Raw genomic sequence first — 25,377 nt, 5'->3', positions numbered from 1 at the left:
CGAGTGACCGTTCTGCAAGAAGTTGCAGTTCTTTCTTTGAGTTTTCGGCGTGATGCGGAACGATGGTGGCTCGTGACGCGATCAGCAACCCAGACCCTGACCCACCCCCTCGGCGACCTCGAGGTGCGTGAGGAGACCACCCCGGTCCACGCGGCCGACCGGCCCGACGCCGCCTGGTGGCGACAGGCCGTGATCTACCAGATCTACCCCCGCTCGTGGGCCGACGCCGACGGCGACGGCCTCGGTGACCTGCCGGGCATCACGTCGCGCCTGCCGCACCTCCGAGGGCTCGGCGTCGACGCCATCTGGCTCTCGCCGTTCTACACCTCGCCGCAGTCCGACGCCGGCTACGACGTGGCCGACTACCGCGACGTCGACCCGATCTTCGGCACGCTCGCCGACGCCGACGCCATGATCGCGCGCGCCCACGAGCTCGGCCTCAAGGTCATCGTCGACATGGTGCCCAACCACAGCTCCGACGAGCACGTCTGGTTCCAGGCCGCCCTCGCCGCCGGGCCCGGCTCGGCCGAGCGCGAGCGCTACATGTTCCGCGAGGGCCGCGGCGAGCACGGCGAGCTGCCCCCGAACAACTGGGAGTCCGTCTTCGGCGGTGCCGCGTGGACCCGCGTCACCGAGGCCGACGGCCGACCGGGCCAGTGGTACCTGCACCTGTTCGACCCCAAGCAGCCCGACTTCAACTGGGAGCACCCCGAGGTGCGCGCCGAGTTCGAGTCGATCCTGGGCTTCTGGCTCGACCGGGGCGTGGACGGCTTCCGCGTCGATGTCGCCCACGGCCTCATCAAGCAGCAGGGCCTGCCCGACACGGAGGAGGAGCGCACCGTCATGCTCGGCCACGCCGAGCACGACGACGCCGCCCTGCCCGCCGTTGCCCAGCCCGAGGACGCCCCGCGCATCGACCACACGAAGCGCAGCCCGATGTGGGACCAGGACGGCGTGCACGAGATCTACCGCGCCTGGCGCGAGATCCTCGAGTCGTACGGCACCCCCGACCGCATCCTCTGCGCCGAGGCGTGGGTCGAGCCGCAGGAGCGCGCCGTGAAGTACGTCCGTCCCGACGAGATGCACCAGGCGTTCAACTTCGACTTCCTCACCTCGTCCTGGATCGCCAAGGACCTCAAGGCCGTCATCACCTCGTCGCTGCGCGCGGCCGACTCGGTCGGCGCCCCCTCGACGTGGGTGCTGTCGAACCACGACGTCGTGCGCCACGCCTCGCGCCTCGGCTACGCGCCGGGCACGCCGCGGATGAACGGCATCTCGGCGACCGACCCGCAGCCCGACCGCGCACTCGGACTGCGTCGGGCCCGCGCGGCGACCACGCTCATGCTGTCGCTCCCGGGTGGGGCCTACATCTACCAGGGCGAGGAGCTGGGCCTTCCCGACTCGACCGACATGCCGGCCGCGTTCCGTCAGGACCCGACCTTCGCACGCACGCACGGCGTCGAGACCGGCCGCGACGGCTGCCGGGTGCCGATGCCGTGGTCGGCCGAGGGCCCCTCGCTCGGCTTCGGTCCGAGCGCCGACACCTGGCTCCCCCAGCCGGACGTGTACGCCCAGTACGCGGTGGACCAGCAGGAGGGCGTCGCCGGGTCGACCCTCGAGCTGTACCGCTCGCTGCTCGCCAACCGTCGCACGCTCTCCCTGGGCACCGGCTCGCTGACGTGGGTCGACGGGTATGCCGCCGACGTCGTCGCGCTGACCAACGGCGCCGACCAGCGCGAGCGGGTGCTCGTCGTCGCCAACCTCGGAGCCGAGCCCGTCGCCCTGCCCGAGGGCGCCGAGGTCCTGGTGGCCTCCGGCCCGCTCGAGGACGGCCTCGTGCCGACCGACACGACGGTCTGGGCGACCTGGCCCTGACCAGCTGAGCTGCCGACCGGCCTTCGCGCCGGTGGTGTCGTGAGGCCCCGTCCACGCGGACGGGGCCTCACGGCATACCCGGCTGTGGATGAGCACCGACGCCCCCTCGGCCACGCACCTACGGTCGGGGGCATGACGCGCTACTCGATCGACGTCGGCGGGGTGTCCCGCGAGCGGCTGGCGCTCGCCCACGACCCGACTGAGCTGTGCGCGTGCGCCTCTGCGGTGGCCACCGCCACGGCGGGCGCGATGGCGGCAGCGGGGTCGGAGGGCGCGGGCCTGCGCGCGTCGCTCGACCGCCTCCGCACGGTGCACGCCCGCGCGCTCGATGCCCTCGCTGAGGCGGCTGCCGCGCTCGGTGACCGCCTCGACCAGTCCACGGCCGAGGCCCGGTCGGTCGAGCTGCTCGTCACGTCGTCGCTGGCCGAGGCGGGCGCAGCCGTGGGTGGCCGGTGAGCCGCCTCCACCACGACGAGCCGGTGACGACAGCGGTCGCCGGATCCGTCGCCCTGCCGAGCCCGACGGGACGGCCCGACGAGATCCGGAGCGCCGCAAGGGACCTCGAGCGTGCCGCCTCGCGCGCACGCGCTACGGCGACGGTCAGCGGCACGCTGGCACCACGCCTGCGCGCCGTGTGGACGGGTGAGGCGGCCACGGCTGCCGAGGCGGAGGCCCACGAGCTCTGCCGCAGGTCACGCGCGGTCGTCGACGCGCTGCCGGTCGCCGCGCGCTCGGTGCACGCGTATGCCGTCGCCCTCGAGATCGCCCAGCGTCGCGTTGTCTCCCTGCAGCGTCAGTGGGACGCGCTGGACGTGGAGCACGCGGCCGTGCTCGGCGGGCTGGGACTGCCCGACCCGAGCGGGGTCCTCGGCGCGGTGGGGAGGCAGCACGCAGACGAGGCGCGCGTCGCGGGTCGCGTTCGACTCAGCCAGGCCTATCGGAGCGTCATCGACCAGCTGGAGGCCGACGCCGGCCGGAGCGCCCGAACGATCTACTCCCTCGCGGACGCGACTCTCCCAGCTGGCATTTCGCCGACTTCCGCTGCCGTGCGCTCGGCCGTGACGGGTGGTCTCTGGTTCGCCGACGGCGTGGCGGCGGTGAGGACGTCACGTGATGCCGCGATCACGGACGCGGCGCTGATGCGCAGGATCGAGTCAGGCGCCCAGGTCGAGCGTGGGGCGACTCACGACCTCTCCACCCTCATTGCGCGGCTTCGTGCTCACGCAGGCGACCCGGTCTACGCGCAGGCGCTCGTCGAGGAGGTCGGCACCAACGGTCTCGGCCGCCTCGCCCTGGTCATCGGCGGCCCGTCCGCGTCCGTCGACCTCGACACGGTCCGGCAGCTGCTGGGCGTGATGGGGTCGGTGGTCGTGTCGGCGACCCAGCAGGTGGCGCCCGCCGGCACCGATCCGCGCACCAGGACTCAGATCGCGTCGTGGGCGGCGCTGCTCACCGACGACATCGTCTCAGGGGCGACGACGACACTGTCCGACCCGGCGCACCGGCAGCGGGCCGCCGGGTACTGGCTCCTCGGGCAGATGCTGGCGGGCGCGCGCCTGTCCGGTGACACCCGGCCACTGCCCGCGAGGATGGTTCGCCGTGCAGCCGCCGCAGCCGCGACGGCGGAGATCACCGAGACGCGCGACACCGACGTCGAGCTGAGGCACGGCACCACGGCTCCTGCCCACGGCGATGCCGCGTTCGCGTCGTGGTTCGACGCCTCCGACTTCGACGGCGATGCCCTTCACCTGCTGCTCCGGGAGGTGGGTGACGACCCCGCCGAGCAGTCGGCGCTGCTGGCCGAGCCGCTACCCGACTCGACGGTGGCCGGCAGCGCACTCGACAACGCGAGAGGTGACCGTCTCACCCTGGGCGAACATCTCGTCCGGCGCTGGATCACGTTCGAGGCCAACGGATCCCAGACGCACCCGGACCTGCACCTCCAGACCGACGACGACCTCACCCGGATGCTCGAGGGCGTCTCGGCGGGCTCGACCACCGAGGCGGCCGAGATACGGGCTCGGCTCATGCTCGAGGTCTCCCGCGCCAGCGCCCATGCGATGGGCGAAGCCTCCACGACCCGTATCTACAACCGTGCAGCGGGGGCGGTCGAGCACCAGGTCGTCGAGTGGCTCTCCGCCATGCACGCCAACGTCGACCGCGCCCTGGGGCAGCCGGTCCTCAGCGCGAGGGCCGGCTACAGCGCCGAGACGGCGACCGGCCCGCAGCCGAGTCTGGACGCACACGAGCTCTCCGGTGTCGTGGCCGCGCTCGCCCTCGACACGGGCATGGGGCTGCACGCCCGTGCACCCTCCGCCGCGTACGGCCGTCTCGTCGAGACCGAGATCGAGAGTGCGAGACAGGCCACGCTGTCCGGCGAGGACCCGACCCGCGGCGTCGCACGCCTCGGCTTCTTCGACCAGGCCGCCTCGGCAGCGCTCGTCGGAGTCGCCCGGCGCCAGGACGACCTGAACCGGTCGGCATGGGAGTCGACGGCGGAGACCGCCCACGTCGTCGACGAGATCCGCCGCGCCGGCCCTGCAGGCCTGGTCTCGGTGGTGCAGACCTATGCGAGCGGCGGAAGCCTGCGCACGCCCGAGGAGGACCTGCTCATCTCGGTGGTCCGATCCGACGTCGAGCTGCAGCAGACCGAGCTGGACGACAGCCGGCGCGCCGCCCTCCTCGCGCGCATCGAGGGCCTCGTCGGTCACCGGTCCGGAGAGGTCGGCGCTGCATTCCGCGAGGGGGCAGGCCGGGCTCCCTGCTTGGCGACGGCGCACAGCCTCAGGAAGGCGCGTGAGGACGAGATCCGCGCCGCGTGGAACGCCGTGCGCGACAGCAGATCGACTGATCGCCTCGAAGGTGGGCGCCCGAGACGGTCGCCCGACCACACGATCGCGCACGTGGCCGAAGGGCGTAACGGCCGCATCCCCGAGCTCGACAGTCTGCCTCGCGGCAAGAACTCGACCATCAAACTCGTCGAGTCCGACGACGACCTTCGAGACCTGACCGAGACTCTCACCCGGGGCGCAACCCCGCTGGAGCCTGGCCGGTACCCGGGCACGCGCTGGCTCAGGGATGATGGCGTAGAGGTGCGACTCCGCGAGTCCTCGACGTCCGGAGGCGCCACGATCGACCTCGTGTTTCCGGACGGTTCCAAGAGGAAGGTTCACATCCGATGAGGTGGGGACAGCCGGCATCTCGGCTGACACACGAGGAACAGCTCGACGAGATCCTGGCACGGGCAGCCGACGACTGGGTTGATCCTGGCGACGTCTTCGACGTCGCCAGGTACGCCTGGCCGATCGACGAGGACGCCTTCGTCGAACAGGCCATCGGCCTCGTCAGCGAGCTCGTCCTGGAGCACCTGTTGATCCCGGGCGACGTCACTCGAGAGGGTTTCCACCCGTGGCCGCTTGCACCCCGGGAGGCGTGCCGCCGCATCGCCGAGGTGTGGCGCAGCGACCACGCGGAGGCACAGAACTCGTTCTTCGTGTGGTTCGAGGCAACCTCCGAAGGCGACGAGCGGGGACGGCGTGCCTGGCTCGTCGACCGGCCGATCGACGATTGACGCGGCCGGTTCGCCCCGCGGGGCGACCACGATCGGCTCAGACAGCCGCGGCGTCTTTCCGCTGACGACTCGGGACGGACGGCGCAGAGCTTCGGACCGGCCGATAATCTCGGCGACATGGTGACGCGCAGGCCCTACCTCGACCACACGCCTGTGGCGCTCGCCCACCGGGGTGGCTCGCTCTACGCCCCGAACATCGGCTTCGAGAACACCATGACCGCCTTCGGCAATGCTGTGGCGCTCGGCTACACCCACCTCGAGACCGACGTGCACGTGACGCACGACGGGATGCTCGTCGCCTTTCACGACACCCGGCTCGACCGGGTCAGCAACGCGCGCGGGCTCATCCGCGACCTGCCGTGGTCGCAGGTCTCCTACGCGGTGGTGGGCGACGGCGAGCACGTCCCCTTGCTCACGGACGTGCTCGACGCGTGGCCCGACATCAACGTCAACATCGACCTCAAGGCGCCTGGAACCGCGCTCCCGCTGTGGCAGCTCATCGAGGAGCGAGGACTGCACGACCAGGTCTGTGTCGGCTCGTTCTCGCAGCGCAACATCTCCCAGTTCCGGCGTCTCTCACAGAACCGCGTCGCCACGGCCGCTGCGGAGGTGGGCACGGCGTTGGCCCGATTCGGTCCGCGCTGGCTGACAGCCCTGCTGCGCACTCCTGCCGACGTCTTCCAGGTCCCGCCGACCGTGCCCCTGCGCGGCCGGTCCGTCAAGGTCGTCACGCGCGGCCTGGTCGACGCGGCCCACCGCCACGGCAAGCAGGTGCACGTGTGGACCATCGACGAGGCGGACGAGATGCACCGCCTGCTCGACCTCGGCGTCGACGGCCTCGTGAGCGACCGCATCGACGTGCTCAGGGACGTCCTCGTCGAGCGCGGATCCTGGACTGGACGGCCCTGATCTCAGCGGACCAGCACGTGACCCCGGTCCGTGCTGAGTCGCGTCCACCGGCCGTGTGCAGAGATCGAGGCCGGCTCCCCCGCGACCGTGAAGCCAAGCACGTGTGCACCGAACGCCAGGGCCGCCGCGATCGGCGGCACGGTGTCACTCATCGCCGCCCAGGTGCGTCGTCGCAGCGCTTCGACGGCATGCGCTCCGGCACCGTTCGGCGTTCCCTCCGCAACCTGCGAGATCCCTTGCCGCGCAATGGAGTCCACAACTTCGCCGTCGAGCTGACCCACCGGCTCCCACCCGTCACGCGGAGGCGTCAGGCCGCTCCAGGGTGCACGCACTGTCGTGGGAGGCACGCTGAGCACCGAGCCGGCGCCGTCCCGAGCCAGTCGGTCGGACACCGACGCGAACGACACCGTGGAGTCGACCGCGTCCGACGGCGCGATCGTCACCACTCGCATACCGAGCACGGTCCCGTCGCCCATGAGACCGCTGCCCTCGATCACCGCGACGGTCGCAACGAGCAGGCCGCCCAGCACCTGCAGGCGAACGGCGCCGTCGGGGTTGGCCTTGCGTGCGCGCGCCAGATAGGTGCCGAGGTCGGCGAGACCGCGCGGGTCGCCGAAGTCGATCTGAGCATTGCCGGTCACCGGCGCCGCCGGCGGAACGGGGCCGGCTCGCCCTCGTGCGTGCGCAGCGAGGCGCGCTCCTCGGGGCGCATGCGGCGCGGCGACTCGCTCGTGAAGTCGTAGAGCGCCAGCTCGGTCTCGGCCACGGCGTAGACGCGGCGCTCCCCTGCGGCTGGGTCGACGCCGTCGGGGTCGGTGACGATGTAGGCGACGTCGAAACCCGCCCCGCCCACCCGGGAGACCCACATCTGGATCTCGACCGGCTCATGCCGGAAGCCGAGCGGCCGGCGGTACTCGATCTCGTGGCGCGACACGAGCACGCCCTCGTCGAGCAGCGACTTGTCGCCGGCGCCACCCCCGTCGAACCAGTCGCGGAACGCGATCACGCGCGCGTCCTCGAGCAGCCGCAGGAACTGCACGTTGTTGATGTGCGCGTACGCGTCCATGTCGGACCAGCGCAGCGACACCTGCGCTGCGTAGGGCCTCGCCTGCGGTTCGCCGGTCTGGGTCATGGGCCCATCCTTCCAGCCCCCGGCGTGGCCGCTCGTCCACATCCCTGTCGGTGGACGGCCCACCGTCCACAGCCCGGGTATGCCGGTCGGCCCGGTCGGTGGGGCCACGTAGGTTGGGTGCCATGACGTCACCCCTCGCCGCTCCCCCCGTTGCCGACGTCGATCCCGCCCTGCGCGAACGGGCGACCACCGCGCTCCGGCGCCTTGTGGGGCGGGACGACGTCGACTTCCGCGACGGTCAGCTCGAGGCGGTCAACGAGCTCGTCGCCGGCCGACGACGGGTTCTGGTCGTGCAGCGCACCGGCTGGGGCAAGTCGGCCGTCTACTTCGTCGCGACGGCCCTGCGCCGCGCCGAGGGGGCCGGCCCCACGGTCATCGTCAGCCCGCTCCTGGCGCTCATGCGCGACCAGATCGCTGCGGCGGAGCGCGCCGGCATCCGGGCCGTGACGCTCAACTCCACCAACGCGGACGAGTGGGGTGCGGTCTCGGGCGCGCTCACCCGCGGCGAGGTCGACGTGCTGCTCGTCAGCCCCGAGCGCCTCAACAACCCCCGCTTCCGCGACGAGCAGCTGCCCGCGCTGGCCGAGTCCTGCGGCCTGCTCGTCGTCGACGAGGCCCACTGCATCAGCGACTGGGGCCACGACTTCCGGCCCGACTACCGCCGCATCCGCGACCTGCTGACGACGCTGCCCGAGCGCACCCCGGTGCTCGCCACCACGGCCACCGCCAACGCCCGGGTCGTCACCGACGTCGTCGAACAGCTCGGCGCCGGCGGGCGTGACGTGCTCACCCTGCGTGGCCCGCTGGCTCGCGCGTCGCTGCGCCTCGGGGTGCTGCCACTGGCCGCGCCCGAGCAGCGACTGGCGTGGCTCATCGCGCACCTCGGCGACCTGCCGGGTTCGGGCATCGTCTACGCACTCACCGTGGCCGCCGCCGAGGACGTCGCGGTCGCCCTGCGCGAGGCCGGCCACCAGGTCGCCGCCTACACCGGTCGCACCGAGCCAAGTGAACGCATCCGGCTCGAGGAGGCGCTGCGCGACAACCAGGTCAAGGCCCTCATCGCGACGTCGGCCCTCGGCATGGGCTTCGACAAGCCCGACCTCGGCTTCGTCCTGCACCTCGGCGCGCCGTCGTCGCCCGTCGCCTACTACCAGCAGGTCGGCCGTGCCGGTCGCGCCACCGACCGGGCCGACGTGCTGCTCATGCCAGGGCCCGAGGACAAGGACATCTGGCGCTACTTCGCGTCCGCATCGATGCCAAGGCAGGACCAGGCCGACGCCGTCGTGCGGGCCCTCACCGAGTCCGAGCGACCGCTGTCGACCATGGCGCTCGAGACGATCGTCGACGTGCGACGCACCCGGTTGGAGCTGCTCCTCAAGGTGCTCGACGTCGACGGGGCCGTGCACCGCGTCCCCGGCGGCTGGACCGCGACGGGCGAGCCGTGGACCTACGACGCCGAGCGCTACGGGCGTGTCTCCGAGGCCCGTGAGCGCGAGCAGCAGCTCATGGTCGACTACGAGCGCACCGACCGGTGCCGCATGGCGTTCCTGCAGGAGTGCCTCGACGACGACTCGGCCGAGCCGTGCGGGCGCTGCGACCGGTGCACCGCGCCGTGGTTCGACACCACGATCCCCGAGGCCGCCGTCAACACCGCTCGCTCTCGGCTCGAGCGTCCGGGCGTCGTCCTCGAGCCCAGGGCGCAGTGGCCCAGCGGCATGGACCGCCTCGGCGTGCCCCTCAAGGGCAAGATCGCCCCGGCCATCGCCATGGGTGAGGGGCGCGCGGTGGCCCGCCTGAGCGATCTGGGATGGGGGCAACGCCTGCGTGAGCTGCTGCGCGGCGATGACCGCGACGTGCCCGCCGAAGCCGTCCGGGCCTGCGTCGACGTGCTCGCCGGATGGGGCTGGGCTGAGCGGCCGGCCGCGATCGTCTCGGTGCCGTCGCGACGCCGACCACAGCTCGTCGGGTCACTCGCGGCCGGCCTCGGTCAGCTCGGGCGCCTCCCTTACCTCGGGTCGCTCGACCTCGTCGAGGGGGGCCCCGTCGGCGAGCCAGGCGGCAACAGCGCCTTCAGGCTCGCCAACGTGTGGGGTCGGCTGGCGGTCGGTCCCGAGCTGGCCGCGTCGCTCGCAGGGGTGCCGGGTCCGGTCCTGCTCGTCGACGACGTCAGCGACTCCCGCTGGACGCTCACCGTCTGCGCCGGGTTGTTGCGCGAGGCGGGCGCTTCAGCCGTGCTCCCGCTGACCCTCGCGCTCGAGGCGTGACACGCGTCGCGGCCCCGGGCTCTCGTGGTGAGGCGGCCAGTAGGGTCGTCGTGTGAGTGCCGACGCCCCCGCTGAGCCGCGCCCGCTGCCACCACTCGAGGACCTCCTCGACGTGCTGACCCTGCGCGACATCGGGACGGCCAGGATCGCCGTCACCGACGTGCTGGGACGTGACGCCGCGGAGTCCATCGGAGCGACCTCGGCGCGCGTCTTCGAAGGCCGCAGCCAGAAGATGCCGCACGGGCGCGTCTTCGGCGGCCAGGTGCTGGCACAGTGCGTCATGGCCGCCGGCATCACGGTGCGCGACGTCAACGACGGCGACGGCACCCGGCCGATCCACTCGCTGCACGGCTACTTCATGCGGCCCGGCGACGACACCCTGCCGATCCGCTTCGCGGTCGAGGAGATGCGCGACGGCAACTCCTTCTCGACCCGACGAGTTCACGCGGTGCAGAAGGGCGCGCCGATCATGTCGATGACGTGCTCTTTCCAGGAGCGGGCCGGCGGCCTCGACCACCAGGACCCGATGCCCGCCGTTGCGGGTCCCGACGGACTCGTCTCCCTCGCCGACACCTTCCGGGGCGTCGACCACCCGGGGGCGAGGCACATCGCGGAGTCCAGGCCCATCGAGATGCGACCCGTCGAGAGCAACATGTTCCTCGACGCGGGCCAGCAGCAGGTCGCCACCAACCACGTCTGGATGCGGGCCATCGGTCGCCTGCCCGACGACCCGCTGCTGCACGCCGCCGTCCTCGCCTACTCCAGCGACTACTCGCTGCTCGAACCAGTGCTGCGGCGCCACGGCATGGTCTGGACCGACCCGCGGCTGCGGGTTGCGAGCCTCGACCACTCCATGTGGTTCCACCGAGAGGCCCGGGCCGACGACTGGCTGCTGTATGCCCAGCAGTCCCCCTCGGCGGTCAGCGGACGCGGGCTGTCGATCGGTGAGATGTTCTCGCAGGACGGCATGCTCGTCGCGACCACCGCTCAGGAGGGCATGGTGCGCGTCAAGGAGTCCTGACGCCGCAGATCCACCCGTGCGGCGAGCCGCCTCCGGCTATGCCCGGCATGGTCGGCTGACCAGGCCCTCGCCGGGCCGGGCTGGTCCCGTGTCAGTCCTCGAGCCGGAAGCCGAGCTTGACCGTCACCTGCCAGTGCGCGACGGCTCCGTCGGTGAGCTGGCCACGGATGTCCTTCACCTCGAACCAGTCGAGGTTGCGCAAGGTCGAGCTCGCCTTGGCGACCGCATTCCCGACGGCGGCCTCGATCCCGTCGGGCGATGATCCGACGACCTCGGAGATCGAATACACGTGGTTGGCCATGGCTTCTCGATTCGCTCAAGGCACCCGGGCTCTCCGAGCCGCCTCGAACCAAACTAGACCCCTCGTCAGGCCACGACCGGGCTTCGCCGATCGATCTCTGACCGGCGACCGCTCGGACCTCAGGCAGTGCGCACCACCGCGACGTCGTGCCCGTCGAGCCAGACCCCGTGCTCGTCGACGATCGGCGCACGACCCCAGGACGCGAGGACGTGCTGCACGTCGCCGTCCAGAGCCACCACCTGGCTCCGGACAGCGAGGTTGCAGACGACGTGCACGGAGCCGCGCGACAGCACCAGCCAGCGCTCGTTCTCGTCGAACCGGACCGACGTCGAGCGCAGGTCACCCGATGCGACGTCCGGCTGGGTGCGGCGGACCCGGATCAGCTCACGGTAGAAGTGGAGCATCTCGATGTGGCCGGGCGCCGCGGGCTCCCTCCAGTCGAGCACGCTCTGGTCGCGGGTGGCAGGGTCCTGCGGATCGGGCACATCGGCCTCGTCCCAGCCGTGCGCCGCGAACTCGGCCCGTCGGCCCGACCGCACGGCGTCGGCGAGCCACTCCTCCTCGAACGAGGTGAAGAAGGCGAAAGGGGTGCTCGCCCGCCACTCCTCGCCCATGAAGACCATGGCCGTGTAGGGCGAGAGCAGGTAGAGGGCGGCCCCGATCGCCTGCTGGCCCGGCGAGACCTGCTCGCTGATGCGGTCTCCGGTGGCGCGGTTGCCGACCTGGTCGTGGGTCTGCAGGTAGGCGAGGAACTGGTGCCCCGAGTGCGCAGCGGGGTCCACCCGCGCACCCCACACGGATCCGCGGAACGTCGAGAACCGGCCGTCGTGCAGGAAGGCGTCGGTCAGGGTCTTCGCCAGAACCGAGATCGCACCGCCGTCTGGCCATGCCTCCGTGCCGCCCGCGAAGTCGGCGTAGTAGCCCTGGGTCTCACCGGTGAGGGCGACGTGGAGGGCGTGATGGACGTCGTCGTCCCACTGCGCCGTCATGCCGCGGCCACCCTGCGCCGTCGGTGTGACCATCATCGCGTCGTTGAGGTCGCTCTCGGCGATGAGGTCGAGTGGGCGGCCGAGCTCCGTTGCCAGAGAGGCAGTCTCGTCGGATAGCTGCGCGAGGATGTGATGCTCGGAGCCGTCTCGCAGCTCGTGGACCGCGTCGAGCCGCAGCGCGTCGACGTGGAACTCTCGGAACCAACGGAGGGCGTTGTCGACGACCCAGCGGCGCACCTCGTGGCTGCCGTCGGCGTCGAGGTTCACGGCCGGGCCCCATGGGGTCGTGTGGGTGTCGGTGAAGTAGGGACCGAACTCGGCAAGGTAGTTGCCGGTCGGGCCGAGGTGGTTGTAGACGACGTCGAGGCAGACGCCCAGTCCCCGGGCATGGCACGCGTCGACGAAGCGCTGGAAGGCCGCCGGTCCGCCGTACGCGTGCTGCACGGCATACGGGGCCACGCCGTCGTAGCCCCACCCGTGCGTTCCACCGAAGGCCGACACGGGCATGACCTCGACGACGTCGACACCGAGCTCGACGAGGTGGTCGAGGTGGCCGATGGCGGCATCGAGAGTGCCCTCGCGCGTGAAGGTGCCGAGGTGGAGCTCGTAGACGACGCCGCCGAGCACGCCCCGGCCGCCCCTCGCGCCGGGCCAGTCGTCGTCGGCCCAGGCGTGCGCTGCCGCGTCGAAGCTGCGGCTGGGACCGTGCACCCCGAAGGGCTGCCACGGGCTGCGCGGGTCGGGTCTCGGGTCGCCGCCGTCGAGACTGAACGCGTAGTCGACGGAGTCCCCGCTCGGCGGCGTCCATGACCACCACCCGCCGTCCCTCGGCTCCATGGCGTCACGGTCGGCGTCAGCCCCGGCCCCAGCCCCGGCGACCGGGCTGACGAGCACGTCGACGCTGCGGGCCGAGGGCGCCCAGACGCGGATCGGGTCTGCGGTCATGCGTCGTCACGTACCCGCACGAGCAGCGCTACGGGCAGGCCGTTCCGCCCACCGTCACCGGCGGCGTCACCGCCGATGAGCTCGGAGAGCCGGACCTGGCCCCCCGAGAAGGTGCGAGCGGTCACGGCGTCGGACCAGTCGCCGTCCGGGAGATCGACCGTCGCCTCGCCGAATCCGCCTGTGTCGGCGAGTCGCCCCGCGAGCCGTGTCACGACGGTGATGACCTCGACGCCCTCCTGGGTGCCTCGACCGAAGGTCACGGCGTGGGGTGACGTCGTCGCGATCGGCACGTACGTCGCACCCTCGCCCGTGAAGCACTCCGGCCAGCCGCGGCGCGTCCTCAGCGCTGCAGCCGTCACGAGCAGCTTCTCGTCCGACAGGTCGGACGGCGCGGCGCCCTCGTCGAGCCGCGCGAGGCGGGCCCGTCGGTCGTCGTAGTCGACGAGGCGGCGGTTGTCGGGGTCGACGAGCGAGAGGTCGACGAGGTCGGTGCCCTGGTAGACGTCCGGCACCCCGGACATCGTGAGCTGGACCAGCTTCTGCCCCAGCACGTTGGCCCGCGTCTCCCTGCGCGTTGCCAGGACCCACGCCTCCACGTGCGCCGCGATCTCCGGCGTCGACACGACTCCGGCCACGAAACGCTCGACGGCCGACTCGTAGGCCTCGTTCGGCTCGGTCCACCGCGTGTGCAGCTTCGACTCGCGGATCGCCTTGAGCGCGTAGGCCTGGAGCCGCTCCTCGCTGATCGGCCACGCGCCGACGACGGTCTGCCACAGGAAGTACTCGGTGAGCGCGTCCAGCTCGTCGGCACGCACCGCGCCGGCCAGCTCGCGGGCGGTGCGCACCCAGGCGGCCCACTGCCCGGGCCGCTCGGACAGCACATACAACCGGGCCCGCACGTCCTCGGACCGCTTCGTGTCGTGCGTCGAGAGCGTCGTCATCGTCTGCGGCCACGAGTCGAGGAGGTTCAGCGCGAACCGGTGGAACTCGTCGGTCGCCAGCCCCACCTGCCTCGGGTCGCCCCCGACCTCGTTGAGGCCGACGAGGCGCACGTAGCGGTAGTACGCGGTGTCCTCTATCGCCTTGGCCATCGCCGGCCCGCACGTCTGCTGGAAACGCACGACGAACTCGTCGCGAGCGGTCTCGTCCTGGACCTGCCCCTCGCCGAGCGCGAGGTCGACGAGACCTTCGGCGCTGGCGCGGTCGAGCGTGTCGTAGTGCTCGCCGGCGCCCTCCGCGAGGGCGAGCTCGAGCGGCTCCGCCGACAGGCCCTCGCGCGGGTGCCCGGGGCGGATGTAGACCCGGTAGCGGTCCATGCCCACGAGCATCGCCTCGAGCACCTCGCGGGCCGATGCCTGGTCGAGGTCCGGTCGGGCGCGGGCCACGAGCCGCATGAGCCGGCTCACCTCGGTCGCCAGCATGACGGTGACCACCCAGCGCTTCGACTCGGCGACGATGGCGTCGAGGTCCTGGCGCTCCCCGAGCAGCTGCTCGGACAGCCCGGCCAGCGGCTCGGCGCCCTCGGGGTCGACGAACAGGCCACCGACACGCAGCAGGGCGTCGTAGCCGGTCGTGCCGGCCGTGTGCCACGCGTGCGGCAGCTGCTCCTTGCCCTCGAGGATCTTCTCGACGACGACCCAGGTATCACCGGTCGCCTCGGCCAGGCGCTCGAGGTAGCCCTCGGGGTCGGCGAGCCCGTCGGGGTGGTCGATGCGCAGCCCGTCGATCGTGCCCGACCGCACCCCGTCGACGAGCAGCGTGTGGGTCGCGTCGAAGACCTCGGGCTCCTCGACGCGTACGGCGATGAGCGACGTCACGTCGAAGAAGCGTCGGTAGTTCAGCTCGGAGTCGCCGACCGTCCACGACGCGAGCCGGTAGTGCTGCGCGTCGAGCAGCTGATCCAGCGGCAGGGAGAGGTCCGTGCCCGGAGCGACCGGGAAGACGTGGTCGTAGTACCGCACGACCGACTCGCCGCCCTGCTCACCGACGGAGATCTCCCCGGCGGCCAGGACCTCGTCGAGCGGGCGCCCGAGGACGGGCAGCAGGATGCGCCCGTCCTGCGCGTCCCAGTCGACGTCGAACCACACGGCATACGCGGAGCCTCGTCCCTCACGCAGCACCGACCACAGGGGAGCGTTGAGCGACAAGGGAGTCGGCGTGGTCATGTGGTTGGGCACGACGTCGACGACGATGCCGATGCCTGCCGCGTGGGCACGCTCGACGAGGCGGGCGTATGCCGCGTCGCCGCCGATGCCCTCGGCCACCCGTGAGTGGTCGGTGACGTCGTAGCCGTGCTTCGAGCCCACGGTCGCCTGGAGGATCGGCGACAGGTAGAGGTGCGTCACGCCCAGCGTCGCCAGGTGGTCGACCAGCGACGCCGCGTCGTCGAGGGTGAAGTCCGGCTCGAGCTGGAGCCGGTGGGTCGAGACCGGCGCGCTGGCGTACCTCACGCCGTGGCCTCCTCGGTGACGCCCGGGATGATGGGCGAGACGACCTCACGCGGACACCTCAGCACGACGATGCTGCGCGGCTGGACCTGGATCTGCCACGTGGGTTCGAGATGGTTGGCCTGCACGTCGTGCAGGGCCGTGTCGATGACCGGGATCCACTCCGTGCCGTACTCCTCCTCGGGCAGCGTGAAGGTCAGCGGCCCGTTGTGGGCGTTGAACATCACGAGGAACGAGTCGTCGTGGATCGTCTGCCCCCGCGGGTCGGGTTCGGGGATGGCCGAGCCGTTGAGGAAGACCATGAGCGACTTCGCGAGGCCGTTGCTCCACGCCTCGTCGTCCATGTGCTCGGCGTCCGGCGTGAACCAGGCGATGTCGCCGAGCTCGCTCTCGCCGCCGTGGTCGGCGCTGCCGGCGAAGAAGCGCCGACGACGGAAGACCGGGTGCTCGCGGCGGAGCTTGACGAGCGACTGGGTGAACGTCAGGAGCTTCTGGTCGTCGTCGTCGAGGATCCACTGGATCCACGAGATGTCGTTGTCCTGGCAGTAGCCGTTGTTGTTGCCGCCCTGCGTGCGACCGAGCTCGTCGCCGTGCAGCAGCATCGGGACGCCCTGCGAGAAGAGGAGGGTGGTGAGGAAGTTGCGCTGCTGCCGCAGCCGCAGGTCGCGGACGGTCGGGTCGTCGGAGGGCCCCTCGACGCCGCAGTTCCACGACCGGTTGTGGCTCTCGCCGTCGTTGTTGCCCTCGCCGTTGGCCTCGTTGTGCTTCTCGTTGTAGGACACGAGATCGCGCAGCGTGAAGCCGTCGTGGGCCGTGACGAAGTTGATCGACGCGATGGGCTTGCGAGCCGAGTGCTCGTAGAGGTCGCTGGAACCTGTGAAGCGAGAGGCGAACTCACCGAGCGCGCCGCCCTCCCCACGCCAGAAGTCGCGGACCGTGTCGCGGAACTTGCCGTTCCACTCGGTCCACAGCGGCGGGAAGTTGCCGACCTGGTAGCCACCCTCGCCGACGTCCCACGGCTCGGCGATGAGCTTGACCTGGCTGACGACAGGGTCCTGCTGGATGAGGTCGAAGAACGCCGACAGCTTGTCGACCTCGTGGAACTGGCGGGCCAGGGTCGCGGCCAGGTCGAAGCGGAAGCCGTCGACGTGCATCTCGGTGACCCAGTAGCGCAGCGAGTCCATGATGAGCTGGAGCACGTGTGGGCTGCGCATGAGCAGGCTGTTGCCCGTGCCGGTCGTGTCGTAGTAGTGCGACAGGTCGTCGCTGACCAGGCGGTAGTAGCTGTTGTTGTCCAGGCCGCGGAACGCCAGCGTCGGGCCCATGTGGTTGCCCTCGGCCGTGTGGTTGTAGACGACGTCGAGGATGACCTCGATGTTCGCCGCGTGCAGCGCCTTGACCATCGCCTTGAACTCGAGCACCTGCTGGCCGCGATGCCCGCCGGCGGCGTACTCGTTGTGCGGCGCGAGGAAGCCGATGGTGTTGTAGCCCCAGTAGTTCGACAGCCCGCGGTCGACGAGCGGCGCGTCCTGGACGAACTGGTGCACGGGCATGAGCTCGATGGCGGTGATCCCGAGGTCACTGAGGTGCTTGATCATCGCCGGGTGCGCGATGCCGGCGTACGTTCCCCGGATCTCCTCGGGGATCTCGGGGTGCAGCTTCGTGAGGCCCTTGACGTGGGCCTCGTAGATGACGCTCTCGTGGTACTCGTGGCGCGGCGGGCGGTCGTCGCCCCAGTCGAAGAACGGGTTGATGACGATCGAGTGCATCGTGTGCCGCACGCTGTCGTCGGTGTTGACCTTCGTCGTCGTGGCGGCCTTGGCGTCGCCGAAGGTGTACGAGTAGAGCGACTGGTCGTTCTCTGCCTGACCCTCGATCGCCTTCGCGTAGGGGTCGAGCAGGAACTTGCTGGGGTTGCAGCGGTGGCCGTTGGCCGGGTCGTAGGGTCCGTGCACTCGGAAGCCGTAGCGCTGCCCGGGCTGCACGTAGGGCACGTAGCCGTGCCAGACGAAGCCGTCGACCTCGGGCAGGTCGAGGCGGGTCTCGTTCAGGTCGTCGTCGAGCAGGCAGAGCTCGATGCGCTCCGCGACCTCGGAGAAGACGGCGAAGTTCACTCCTGAGCCGTCGTAGGTGGCCCCCAGGGGGTAGGGCTTGCCGGGCCAGATCTCCATGCAACTACTTCCGTCGTCGGTCGCGACCGGTTGGCCGCGGTGCCACCGTGTGGCACTGGGCGGACGACGGTGGCCGCAGGCGCCATTCTTGCCTGCTCGCCCCGGGGCCACGCAACACCGGCCGTATGCCGGTCGGCGAGTCGCGTGGTCCGTCAGCTCGCACGTCCTTGCTCTCAGTACCCGATGAAGTCCAACCGGCGACGCGGCAGAGCGGCTTCACCCTTCACCCACGAGCTCCCTCGGAAGGCCCTGACCGTGTCGCACTCTGCGGGGCTGGACTGCCTGGGTTCTGTCGACTTCCTTTGACAGGCATCCGCCCGTCACCAGGGGATCACCCGCCCGTCGCGCAGGAAGGCCCCGGACGGTCCGTCGTCGGGCAGCAGGGCAGCCGCGAGCACCGAGGCCGCCCCCTCCTCGACCGGCCGCGCGCCCATCTGCTCGGCGCCCGGCCAGGTCGCCGTCAACCCCGGACAGACGGCATTGACCAGGACCGGCGTGCCGGCGAGTTCGACTGCCAGCGTGGACGTCAGGGCGTTGAGAGCGGCCTTGCTGACCCCGTAGCTCGCCGCGGCACCGCCTCGCTGCGTCAGGCCGAACTGCTCGTCGCCGTGCGACCCGCCACCGCTCGAGACGTTGACGACCCGAGGGTGCGGGCTCTCGCGCAGCAGCGGCAGGAGCACCTGGGTCAGTCGCCACGGTCCGAAGAGGTTGGTCTCCATGACCCGGTGCGCGGCGTCGAGGTCGGCCACGGATGCCACCTCGGTCCAGTCGACGAACGCGGCGGCGTTGTTGACGAGGACGTCGAGGCGACCGGCGGCGTCTCGGACCGCCGCCGGTACCGCCTCGACGGCCTGCGCATCGGTCACGTCGAGGTCCAGGTCCAGGGCCCGCACGTCGCCCTCGGCGGCCAGCTCGGCAGCCGTCGCGCGCGCAGCCTCGGCGACGCGACCGGACGCGAGCACCGTGACCCCCCGCCGGGCGAGGTCGACGACGAGCTGGCGGCCGATGCCACGGGTGGCTCCGGTGACGAGGGCGACGGTGTCGGTCACGGCTTCCTCTTGGCAGTCCCGATGCCTGGCAGAGAAACGCTGGCACCCCCGGACCGCCGAGGGAAGGATCCTGTCCACCCTTTGGTGGACGGCATACCTGGTGTGCGACAGTCGCTGTCGCGCGTGCGGGCCGGCTACAGGGCCCCGCCCAGGGTGACGCCGCCGTCGATCGTCAGCGTCTGGCCGGTGATCCACGAGGCGTCGCTGCTCAGGAGGAAGCTGACGGCGCCCGCGACGTCCTCGGGAAGCCCGAGCCGCTTCATCGGGTAGGCGCGCACGACCTTCTCCTCGCGGCCCTCGTAGAGCGCCTCCGCGAACTTCGTCTTGACGACCGCCGGTGCGACGGCGTTCACGCGCACGTCGGGGCCGAGCTCGTAGCCGAGCTCGGTCGTCAGGTGGATGAGCGCCGCCTTGGAGACGCCATACCAGCCGATCACGCCCGACGCACCCTGGCCGGCGACCGACGCGAGGTTGACGACGGAACCCGGGTGCGCCTCGTCGCCGAGGCCCGCGGCCACGGCCTTCTTGATCCACGAGAACGCGGCGACGACGTTGACGTCGAGCACCTTCCGCGCGACGTCGACGTCCGAGTCGAGCATCGGACCGTAGGCGGGGTTGATGCCGGTGTTGTTGACGAGCAGGTGCAGCCCGCCGAACGTCTCGCGCGCGGCGGCGACGACCTCGTCCTGGTGCGCCTCGTCGGCGGCGTTGCCGGCGATGCCGAGGGCGTGCCCGGGGCCGCCGAGCTGCTCGACCGCCTCGGCGAGCGCCTCGGGCTTGCGCGCGGTGATGACGACCTTGGCGCCCTCCGCGACGAGGCGCTCGGCGATGCCGAGGCCGATGCCGCGGCTCGCCCCGGTGACGATCGCGACGGCTCCGGAGTGAGCCCCCATCAGAAGCCGAGGTCCCGGCCGATGAGCTCCTTCATGATCTCGTTGGAGCCGGCCCAGATCTTCGTGACGCGGGCGTCGCGCCAGGCGCGGGCCACGCGGTACTCGTTCATGAAGCCGTAGCCGCCGTGCAGCTGGACGCAGTGGTCGAGCACGTCGTTCTGCACCTGCGAGCTCCACCACTTGGCCTTGGCGGCGTCGACGGCGGAGAGCTTGCCGTCGGCGTGCGCGGCGACGCAGTCGTCGACGTACGCCTCGGCGACCTCGATCTTCGTGACCAGCTCGGCCATCAGGAACTTGTTGTGCTGGAAGGCCCCGATCGGCTGGCCGAACGCCTTGCGGTCCTTGGCGTACTGGATCGTCTCCTCGAGGATCTTCTTCGCGTGGGCGACGTTGGAGACGGCCGCTCCGATGCGCTCCTGCGGAAGACGCTGCATCATCGCGATGAAGCCCATGCCCTCCTCGCCGAGGCGGTTCTCGTCAGGCACCCGCACGTTCTCGAAGAACAGCTCGGCGGTGTCGGACTCGTCCATGCCGACCTTGTCGAGCTTGCGGCCGTTGACGAAGCCCTCCATGCCGCGCTCGACCATGAAGAGGGTGATGCCCTTGGCGCCCTTGGACGGGTCGGTGCGCGCCGCCACGATGACGAGGTCGGCCTGGTAGCCGTTGGTGATGAAGGTCTTGGAGCCGTTGAGGAGCCAGCCATCGCCGTCGCGCACGGCCGTGGTCTTGAGGGCGGCGAGGTCGGAGCCGCCCGATGGCTCGGTCATCGCGATGGCGCAGATCAGGTCGCCGCTCGCCATGCCGGGCAGCCAGCGCTGCTTCTGCTCCTCGGTGCCGAGGTCGACGATGTAGGGCGGGCACACGTCGGAGTGGATGCCGAAGCACGAGCTCGTCGCGGCGTTGAAGCGCGACATCTCCTCGGCGACGATGGCGTTGAAGCGGTAGTCGTCGACCCCTGCACCGCCGAACTCCTCGGGGATGTCGAAGCCGAAGAAGCCCTGCTTGCCCGCGGCGGTCCAGATGTCGCGGGGGATGGACTTGAGCTCGACCATCTCCTCGGCTCGCGGCGCGAGCGTGCGGGCGACGAACTCGCGCGCCGACGCGCGCATCGCCTCGTGGTCCTCGTCGTAGATGTTGCGGGGCATGGCGTCCTCCATCGGGCGTGCTCACGGGTGCGGCGCGCGCGGGTACCGATCGGTAACTAAGCGCTTGCTTAGTCTGACTCCGCTGCGGCATGCTGTCAACGTGCCGCAGCCCACCACGACGCCTCCCGCGACGAGCGCCCCGAGGTCCGACCCCGACGCGTCGACCGTCGAACGACTGCTGCAGGCCGCGGCCCACGCCTTCGCCGACAAGGGTTTCCACGCCACGACGACCCGCGACATCGCGTCCGGCGCGGGGCTCTCCCCCGCCGGCGTCTACGTCCACTTCGGGTCCAAGGAGGAGCTGCTCTTCAACCTCAGCCGCAGCGGCCACGAGTCGGCGGTCCGGCTGCTCCGCTCGGCCATCACCGACGGCCGCACGCCGGCCGAGCAGCTGGCCAACATCATGGCGCGCTTCTCCGAGTGGCACGTCGAGCAGTACCAGGTGGCCAGGGTCGTCCAGTACGAGCACCACCACCTGACGCCCGACCACCACGCCGAGGTGCTGGCCCTGCGCAAGGAGATGGACTCCCTCGTGCGCGACGTCCTCGACCGCGGCGTCACCGACGGCGCCTTCACGGTCGACGACAGCGCCGACACCGCGCTCGCGCTGCTCTCGATCGTGGTCGACGTCGCGCGGTGGTACTCCCCCACGATCCGGCGCACCCCTTCCGAGATCGGCTCGACGAACGCCGCTCTCGCCCTGCGCCTCGTCGGCGCCGCGCACTGAGCGTCGACGGCGTCGACAGCACCCGGAGCCTCGAGCGCGTGCGGACTCCCGGGCACAGCGTGCTGCAGGTGCCGGTGGCGCCGCTCGAGGCCTTCGTCCGCGCGCGTCACGCGCACTACGACCAGGCGTACGTCTCCGGCGACCCCGCCTTCGTGCACGCCCACATCACCGCCCTCGGCCCGTTCCTCCCCGCGCCGTCGCTCACGCCGGCCGCACTGGCCGAGGTGGCGCAGATCGCCTCGGGCACAGCACCTTTCAACTTCACGCTCGAACGCATCGACACCTTCCCCAACGGCATCGTCCACGTCCTTCCGGAGCCGGCGGCGCCGTTCGCCGAGCTGACGCGACGGCTGTGGGCGGCGTTCCCGCAGTGCCCGCCGTATGCCGGCGCCTTCGACGACGTCGTGCCGCACCTGACGCTCGACGCCGTCTCCGACGACGTCTCGGAGGCGTCGACCGCGCGTCACGTGGGGGCATCCCTGCCGGCGTCCTGCCGTGCGGAGGAGCTGCAGCTGGCCTGGTACGAGCCCGGCTCGTGCCGGGTGCTGCACTCCTGGCCACTCACGGGCTGAGGGAGCAGCGACGGTCAGCTCGGCGTGGAGCCGATGGCCGTTGGCGGGGTGACAGGGGCGATGCCCTCGGCGTCGCCCTGTTCTGCGTCGTCCGTCACCGGCAACCCACGGGACGGGCCGAGCTCGACGGTCAGCCGCGGGAGGAAGAACTGGACGAGCGGACCGATCGACACGGCATACAGCACGGTGCCGAGTCCGACGGGACCACCCAGCAGCCAGCCGACCGACAGGACGACCACCTCGATGGTGGTGCGCACCAGTCGGATGGAGAGGCCGGTGCGGCGGGCGAAGCCGGTCATCAGCCCGTCGCGCGGACCGGGGCCGAGCTGGCTGCCGATGTAGAGGCCGCCCGCGACGCCGTTGAGCACGATGCCGGACGTCAGGAGCACGACCCGGGCCCACCACGAGTCGGGTGGTGTCAGGAGGGCCAGGCCGGCGTCGGCGGCGAGGCCGATGACGACGACGTTGGCGACGGTCCCGAGGCCGGGCCACTGACGCAGCGGCACCCAGAGGAGCAGGACGAGTGCGCCGACGATGATCGTGACCTGCCCGAACGACAGAGGCACGTGCGTGGCGATGCCGGCGTGGAAGACGTCCCACGGGTCCAGGCCGAGCGTCGAGCGGATCATCATCGCCATCGAGACGCCGTAGAGGGTCAGCCCGACGAGCAGCTGGACGACGCGCCGGGGCAGGCGACCGGCGCGCAGCTGCTGCCGCGTGGAGATGTTGGCGAGCGGGACGTGGCGTCTCATGATGACCATCATGACGCCCAGTGGACTGCCTTTTAAGGGCCAATCGTGGGAGAGTGGACCGATGCGCACCATCTCGGCTCGCTCGCTCGCCCTTCTTCTCGGGTCGGGTCCGCTCCCCCGACCGGCGTACCGCGGGCTCGCCGACGGCATCCGCCGGCTGGTGTCCGACGGGCGCCTCCTCGTCGGGACCCGGCTGCCGAGCGAACGCACGCTGACCTCCGAGCTGGGCCTGAGCCGCACGACCGTCGGCGCGGCCCTCGACGCCCTGCGCTTCGAGGGCTTCGTCGCGACGCGACGCGGCTCGGGCAGCGTCGTCTGCCTCCCTGCCGGCCCCTCCGGCTTGGCGCTCTCGCAGGCGGGTCTCATCCCCACCGACGTGCCACCCGACGTCATCGACCTCACGTATGCCGCCCTCCCGGCCGCTGCCGGCGTCACCGCGGCGTACGAGCGCGCGCTCCTCGAGCTCCCCCGCTTCCTCGCGACCGCCGGCTACGACCCGCGCGGCCTGCCCGAGACTCGGGCAGCGGTCGCGGCGTGGTTCGAAGGACGCAGTCTGCCCACCTCACCCGACCAGGTCGTCATCACCTCCGGGGCCCATGGGGGCCTGTCAGCCGTCCTCCGGGCCTGCCTGGAGCCCGGCGACCGCGTGCTCGTCGAGAGCCCCACCTACCCGAATGCCATTGTCGGAGTGAGGCGTTCGTCGTATCGGGCAGTGCCCGCACAGCTCACCCCGACGGGGTGGGACGTCGAGGCGATCGAGGTCGCGCTGCGTCAGAGCGGCGCGCGGGCGGCATACCTCATCCCCGACCACCAGAACCCCACCGGACTCGTCATGGACGGCCCCTCGCGTGAGGCCCTGGCTCCCGTCTTCGCCAGGTCGGGCACGGTCCCCGTCGTCGACGAGACCTTCGTCGAGCTGAGTCTGGACGAGTCCCCGGGCTCGCCCTTGCCTGCGCCTTTCGCGGCTACCTCCGGCGCCACGCACACGCTCGGCAGCGCGGGCAAGACGTGGTGGGGCGGCCTCAGGGTCGGGTGGGTGCGGGCGCCCGAGGGCGCCGCCGAGGCCGTCATCGAGGCCCGGCACAGCCTCGACCTCGGCACGGCGATCCTCGAGCAGCTCGTCGTCGCCGATCTCCTGCGGCAGGGCGAGACGCTGCTCGTCGACCGGCGTCGCGAGGCCCGGACCCGCCGCGACGCCCTCGTGGCGTCTCTCCGGCGACACGTACCCGACTGGCGCTTCAGCGTGCCCAGCGGAGGTCTCAACCTCTGGTGCGAGCTGCCCGAGCCTCGCGGCGACGAGCTCGCCCGGGTCGCGGAGACGGCGGGCGTCCGCCTGGCGCGCGGTGGCCAGTTCGGGGTCGAAGGAGGCTTCACGCGGTGGGTCCGCGTGCCGTTCTGCACGGCTCCGGACGAGGCCGACGAGGTCGGTCGCCGCCTCGCGGACGCGTGGCAGCTCGCCCTCGGCGAGCGGTCCACGACACGCGACGTCACCCCTCTCATCGCCTGACCCGCCGGCGGGGTCGGTGGCTGCGAGACTGGGCGGGTGAGCAACGACGGCGCCGGGCGCATCACCTCCTGCCGGTGGGAGCACGGCAAGGTCGTCGACGAGGGCTTCCCCCTCGAGGACGTCTCCGAGCTCCTCGGGCGCGAGAGCTCGCTCATCTGGGTCGACCTGTGCGAGCCGGACCACGCCGGGCTGCGCGCCCTGTCCGCAGAGCTCGGGCTCGACCCGCACGCCGTCGAGGACGCGGTCTCCGCCGGCGAGCGACCGAAGGCGACCCGGCACGCGAAGCACACCTTCCTCACCGTCTACGCCACACGGCTCGAGCCGGGCGCCACCCCGACAAGCGCCGACCGCGAGCCCCTGGGACCGGAGTCCCGCCTGCGCACGGCACGGATCTCCGCCTTCGTGCTCCCCGGCGGCATCATCACCGTCCGAGGTAGCGACGACGTCGACATGCAGCAGGTGCTCGACCGGTGGAACGACGACCCCGAGCTGCTCGAGCTCGGCGTCGGAGCGCTCGTGCACGGACTGCTCGACACCGTCGTCGACGGGCACTTCGAGGCGATCCAGCAGCTCGACGACGCGATCGAGGACCTCGAGGACCTGCTCTTCGACGAGAGCGGACGGACGCACGCCGTCCAGGTGCGCACCTACCGACTGCGCAAGGAGCTCGTCGAGCTGCGCCGTGTCGTGCTGCCGATGCGCGACGTCGTCAACGCCGTGCTCCGGCACCGGGGCGAGCTCGACCAGCGGCACACCGAGCTCGACGGCTTCTACGACGACCTCTTCGACCACGTCCTCCGCGCCTCCGAGTGGACCGAGTCGCTGCGCGACATGGTGACGACGATCTTCGAGACGAACCTCTCTCTGCAGGACGCCCGCCTCAACACGGTGATGAAGAAGCTCACCGGGTGGGCCGCGATCATCGCCGTCCCGACCGCCGTGACGGGGTGGTTCGGCCAGAACGTGCCCTACCCCGGCTTCGGTCGGCCCTGGGGGGTCCTCTTCAGCGCGGCCGTCATCGCCGGGGTGGCCGTCACCCTCTACGGCGTCTTCCGGCGCAAGGGCTGGATCTGACGACCGAGGGCCGGGACGCAGTGCGCCCCAGCC

The 25,377-nt window shown here is 71.4% G+C and carries 21 protein-coding genes; 11 read left to right on the top strand and 10 right to left on the bottom strand.

The window, feature by feature from the left end; all coding sequences use genetic code 11:
• Positions 1–72 precede the first annotated feature (72 nt).
• The 5 genes from AB4091_RS18370 (at position 73) to AB4091_RS18350 (ending at position 6,355) form a co-directional block, all read left to right on the top strand.
• Positions 73–1,875, top strand: a complete 1,803-nt coding sequence (locus tag AB4091_RS18370) for a glycoside hydrolase family 13 protein (RefSeq protein WP_442293664.1) — start codon at positions 73–75, stop codon at positions 1,873–1,875.
• 132 nt (positions 1,876–2,007) lie between these two features.
• The gene (locus AB4091_RS18365) at positions 2,008–2,331 is read left to right on the top strand and encodes a hypothetical protein (protein WP_442293662.1); all 324 of its coding nucleotides are present in this window, start codon (positions 2,008–2,010) and stop codon (positions 2,329–2,331) included.
• Positions 2,328–5,057, top strand: coding sequence for a hypothetical protein (locus AB4091_RS18360; RefSeq protein WP_442293660.1), 2,730 nt, complete (start codon positions 2,328–2,330; stop codon positions 5,055–5,057). The genes AB4091_RS18365 and AB4091_RS18360 overlap by 4 nt, the downstream gene beginning before the upstream one ends.
• Positions 5,054–5,446, top strand: coding sequence for a hypothetical protein (locus AB4091_RS18355; protein ID WP_442293658.1), 393 nt, complete (start codon positions 5,054–5,056; stop codon positions 5,444–5,446). The genes AB4091_RS18360 and AB4091_RS18355 overlap by 4 nt, the downstream gene beginning before the upstream one ends.
• Before the next feature lie 117 nt (positions 5,447–5,563).
• Positions 5,564–6,355: a glycerophosphodiester phosphodiesterase gene (locus AB4091_RS18350; RefSeq protein WP_442293656.1), complete on the top strand. Its 792-nt coding sequence runs from the start codon at positions 5,564–5,566 to the stop codon at positions 6,353–6,355.
• Between the two features lie 2 nt (positions 6,356–6,357).
• On the opposite strand, the gene AB4091_RS18345 is transcribed toward AB4091_RS18350, so the two are convergent.
• A complete protein-coding gene (locus tag AB4091_RS18345) occupies positions 6,358–6,996 on the bottom strand; it encodes a hypothetical protein (protein WP_442293654.1) in 639 nt (212 codons plus the stop codon).
• Positions 6,993–7,487, bottom strand: a complete 495-nt coding sequence (locus AB4091_RS18340) for an acyl-CoA thioesterase (RefSeq protein WP_442293652.1) — start codon at positions 7,485–7,487, stop codon at positions 6,993–6,995. Before AB4091_RS18340 ends, AB4091_RS18345 begins: the two co-directional genes overlap by 4 nt.
• A 122-nt stretch (positions 7,488–7,609) precedes the next feature.
• On the opposite strand from AB4091_RS18340, the gene AB4091_RS18335 reads away from it, so the two are divergent.
• Positions 7,610–9,751 (top strand): RecQ family ATP-dependent DNA helicase, encoded by a 2,142-nt coding sequence (locus tag AB4091_RS18335; protein ID WP_442293650.1) that lies wholly within the window; start codon positions 7,610–7,612, stop codon positions 9,749–9,751.
• A gap of 52 nt (positions 9,752–9,803) precedes the next feature.
• Positions 9,804–10,772 carry an acyl-CoA thioesterase gene (locus tag AB4091_RS18330; RefSeq protein ID WP_442293648.1) on the top strand — a complete coding sequence of 323 codons (969 nt, stop codon included), beginning with the start codon at positions 9,804–9,806 and terminating at the stop codon, positions 10,770–10,772.
• A 91-nt stretch (positions 10,773–10,863) separates the two neighbouring features.
• On the opposite strand, the gene AB4091_RS18325 is transcribed toward AB4091_RS18330, so the two are convergent.
• From AB4091_RS18325 to AB4091_RS18295, 7 genes are all read right to left on the bottom strand, one after another.
• A complete protein-coding gene (locus AB4091_RS18325; protein WP_442293646.1) occupies positions 10,864–11,073 on the bottom strand; it encodes a dodecin in 210 nt (69 codons plus the stop codon).
• Positions 11,074–11,192: 119 nt separating this feature from the next.
• Positions 11,193–13,007 (bottom strand): malto-oligosyltrehalose trehalohydrolase, encoded by a 1,815-nt coding sequence (treZ, locus tag AB4091_RS18320; RefSeq protein ID WP_442293644.1) that lies wholly within the window; start codon positions 13,005–13,007, stop codon positions 11,193–11,195.
• On the bottom strand, positions 13,004–15,457 hold the full coding sequence (gene treY / locus AB4091_RS18315; RefSeq protein ID WP_442293642.1) for a malto-oligosyltrehalose synthase: 2,454 nt from the start codon (positions 15,455–15,457) through the stop codon (positions 13,004–13,006). Before treY ends, treZ begins: the two co-directional genes overlap by 4 nt.
• Positions 15,454–17,625, bottom strand: coding sequence for a glycogen debranching protein GlgX (gene glgX / locus AB4091_RS18310; RefSeq protein WP_442293640.1), 2,172 nt, complete (start codon positions 17,623–17,625; stop codon positions 15,454–15,456). The genes treY and glgX overlap by 4 nt, the downstream gene beginning before the upstream one ends.
• A 320-nt stretch (positions 17,626–17,945) precedes the next feature.
• Positions 17,946–18,674: an SDR family NAD(P)-dependent oxidoreductase gene (locus AB4091_RS18305; protein ID WP_442293638.1), complete on the bottom strand. Its 729-nt coding sequence runs from the start codon at positions 18,672–18,674 to the stop codon at positions 17,946–17,948.
• 134 nt (positions 18,675–18,808) lie between these two features.
• Positions 18,809–19,567 carry an SDR family oxidoreductase gene (locus AB4091_RS18300; protein WP_442293636.1) on the bottom strand — a complete coding sequence of 253 codons (759 nt, stop codon included), beginning with the start codon at positions 19,565–19,567 and terminating at the stop codon, positions 18,809–18,811.
• Positions 19,567–20,712, bottom strand: a complete 1,146-nt coding sequence (locus AB4091_RS18295) for an acyl-CoA dehydrogenase family protein (RefSeq protein ID WP_442293634.1) — start codon at positions 20,710–20,712, stop codon at positions 19,567–19,569. The genes AB4091_RS18300 and AB4091_RS18295 overlap by 1 nt, the downstream gene beginning before the upstream one ends.
• A 100-nt stretch (positions 20,713–20,812) precedes the next feature.
• Here AB4091_RS18295 and AB4091_RS18290 point away from each other — a divergent pair, with 100 nt between their 5' ends.
• Positions 20,813–21,439, top strand: coding sequence for a TetR/AcrR family transcriptional regulator (locus AB4091_RS18290; RefSeq protein WP_442293632.1), 627 nt, complete (start codon positions 20,813–20,815; stop codon positions 21,437–21,439).
• A 38-nt stretch (positions 21,440–21,477) separates the two neighbouring features.
• Positions 21,478–22,011: a 2'-5' RNA ligase family protein gene (locus AB4091_RS18285; RefSeq protein WP_442293630.1), complete on the top strand. Its 534-nt coding sequence runs from the start codon at positions 21,478–21,480 to the stop codon at positions 22,009–22,011.
• A gap of 14 nt (positions 22,012–22,025) precedes the next feature.
• Here AB4091_RS18285 and yczE read toward each other — a convergent pair whose 3' ends face one another.
• Complete coding sequence (gene yczE / locus AB4091_RS18280) at positions 22,026–22,763, bottom strand: membrane protein YczE (RefSeq protein ID WP_442293628.1); 738 nt, start codon at positions 22,761–22,763, stop codon at positions 22,026–22,028.
• A gap of 61 nt (positions 22,764–22,824) precedes the next feature.
• On the opposite strand from yczE, the gene yczR reads away from it, so the two are divergent.
• Positions 22,825–24,270, top strand: coding sequence for a MocR-like transcription factor YczR (yczR, locus tag AB4091_RS18275; RefSeq protein WP_442293626.1), 1,446 nt, complete (start codon positions 22,825–22,827; stop codon positions 24,268–24,270).
• Positions 24,271–24,306: 36 nt separating this feature from the next.
• Entirely contained in the window at positions 24,307–25,344 is a 1,038-nt protein-coding gene (locus AB4091_RS18270; protein ID WP_442293624.1) for a magnesium transporter CorA family protein, read from the top strand.
• Positions 25,345–25,377: the final 33 nt, after the last annotated feature.

This window comes from Terrabacter sp. 2RAF25, from assembly GCF_052115265.1.
In the GTDB taxonomy this organism is placed as follows: domain Bacteria; phylum Actinomycetota; class Actinomycetes; order Actinomycetales; family Dermatophilaceae; genus Terrabacter.
Note: the sequence above shows the minus strand (reverse complement) of the source record. Positions and strands in the feature narration are given on the sequence as shown.